The sequence below is a fragment of the Solibacillus cecembensis genome (genome assembly GCF_050272495.1).
Classification (GTDB): Bacteria; Bacillota; Bacilli; order Bacillales_A; family Planococcaceae; genus Solibacillus; species Solibacillus cecembensis.
This window is the reverse complement of sequence record NZ_JBNNMF010000061.1, coordinates 1-2,182: the sequence shown is the minus strand read 5'-3', so window position 1 is coordinate 2,182 and position 2,182 is coordinate 1. Positions and strand designations below refer to the sequence as shown.

The window sequence follows — 2,182 nt, the reverse complement described above, 5'->3', positions numbered from 1 at the left end:
GTCTGGTGAAAATAATTTTTTTGACATGAAAAAACTCCCCATTTGATAAACAGATTTTATTTTTTAATCTGTCTACCTAATGGGGAGCATATCAAAATTGTAGAAAGGCTCTTTAAAGTTATTTGAACATAGGATTATTCTATTTCAACCTCAATATCCTTCACAAAAACAGCCGTACCTGAAATCGAGATATCTAGTTGTTCATCATCTTCTTTTACATGTACATATACTCGTCCATCTTTATTGATTTCATGTCCTTGCTCAACAATAAGTGTCGCAGGCAAACGAATTTCTTTATTTACATACTTTTTATAATAAGCCCCCATCACGCCTGAAGCTGTGCCTGTAATTGCATCTTCAATAGTACCTGAATAAGGAGATGAAAAATGACGCGCATGCATGGCGTTTTCAAAATCACGCACTTCAAAACAAATAGGGTGAACAGAAGTTTTTGGCATCTCTAATAAAACCTTTGGAAATTCTTTAGTATTGGGTGCCATTTTTGAAAAGCTTGATAGTTCTTTAATTGGGACAATTAATGTCCAAATGCCTGTACTCCCATAAACAATTGGATATTCTGGGTGTAAATCCTCTTCTCGTAATCCAATGGAAGCCGCTAAATCAGACTTTGAACCGCCAAATGATTGAAACTGTGGTTTCGCATGTTGCATCGTTATAAGTATTTGATTATTTTCTTCACGAATTTGTATCGGCAATATACCAGCCTTTGTTTCAATTGTAAAAGCTGATTTTTCTAATAATCCATTCATTCTTAGTGCATAAACCGTTCCCATTGTCGCATGACCACATAAATTATTTTCATGGCCAGGTGTAAAATAACGAATGCGAAAATCTGCAACATTCGAAGGAACAACAAATGCTGTTTCATTAAATCCAACTGCTGCAGCAATAGCGAGCATTTGTTTTTCTGTATAATCCTCGCCATTCAATACGACACCAGCTGGATTCCCTTTCTCAGGAATGGAACTAAACGCATCAATGTGCTTTATACTTACTTTTACCAAAATATGTACCCCCTTCAATCATAAACACCAAGCCTGATTTTAACTATTCAATAATAAGTTTCAATATAAATAGAAGTTATCATTATTATTGTAGCGTAAATTACAAGGTCTGCCACTATTCATTTTGAAGTATAGGCTCAGATTTTTTATCAAATATATTACGAGGAAACAATTCGATTTGGAATGGAGTAATTAAAGGGGTTTAATAATCAAATCTAGAAAATAATTATAGAGGCTTATGATTCAAAAACGGTGGGGAATTAAACCTTTATGGTGATTTTATAAAATTACACGGAGCGAAAAAATCCAATAAAAAAGCTGTTAGTTTATTAAACATCCCAGGTCATCTAATTGAAGGCGATACACTCTATTCTTATACAAAAGAAAAAGAGCGAATTGAATCAGAAACAGAAACAGATGTAATAAGAAAATTAGAGATTTAGCACTTTATTTATCTTCACGTTCAAAAAATTGAAAAGGGGGAACTTAAATGTATACAGATAACGAATTAGTCATTCGACCAGTGGCAGAAAACGACTTAGTACGTCTGTGGGAATTAATCTACAAGGACGAGCAGCCGGAATGGAAAAAATGGGATGCACCTTATTATCCACATGAAGCAATGAGCTATGAAGCATTTTTTCCAACAGGTTTAAAATGGGTAGGTGAAGATGATTTTTGGGTCATTGAGGTAGATAGAGTTGTAAGAGGCGTTGTTTCTTATTACTGGGAACATCAACCTTCCCAATGGCTAGAGGTGGGCATTGTTTTTCATGAAAGTGGCTCATGGGGCAAAGGTTTAGGAACCCGCGTATTAACATTATGGATCGACCATTTATTTAATACGTTGCCTTTAGTTCGGGTAGGCTTTACGACTTGGTCAGGAAATGAACGAATGATTCGTGTCGGTGAAAAGCTAGGCATGCAAATGGAAGCAAGGATTCGAAAAGTACGCTATTACGAAGGGCATTATTATGATTCCATTCGTATGGGGATTTTAAGAGAAGAGTGGGAAGAAAAGAATCATTTACATTGAAAAACAAAAGCTTCTAATCCGAGATGGGGACTGACCCCCAAAGTATAGACAAATAAAAAAAGCATCTTCGATTGAATTCGGGTTTAGATACCTAAAATTCAATTAGGAGGTGTTTTTTTAT

General features: G+C 35.2%; 2 protein-coding genes. One reads left to right on the top strand and one right to left on the bottom strand.

What is annotated here, in order from left to right; translation table 11 throughout:
• Positions 1-134: 134 nt before the first annotated feature.
• Positions 135-1,025, bottom strand: a complete 891-nt coding sequence (locus ACQKIH_RS22360; protein ID WP_427769047.1) for a PhzF family phenazine biosynthesis isomerase — start codon at positions 1,023-1,025, stop codon at positions 135-137.
• Positions 1,026-1,515: 490 nt separating this feature from the next.
• Here ACQKIH_RS22360 and ACQKIH_RS22355 point away from each other — a divergent pair, with 490 nt between their 5' ends.
• Positions 1,516-2,061: a GNAT family N-acetyltransferase gene (locus tag ACQKIH_RS22355; RefSeq protein WP_427769044.1), complete on the top strand. Its 546-nt coding sequence runs from the start codon at positions 1,516-1,518 to the stop codon at positions 2,059-2,061.
• Positions 2,062-2,182 lie beyond the last annotated feature (121 nt).

Coding starts and splice junctions, on each gene's coding strand:
- ACQKIH_RS22355 (WP_427769044.1), top strand. CDS start 1,516: ATGTATACAGATAACGAATTAGTCATTCGACCAGTGGCAGAAAACGAC.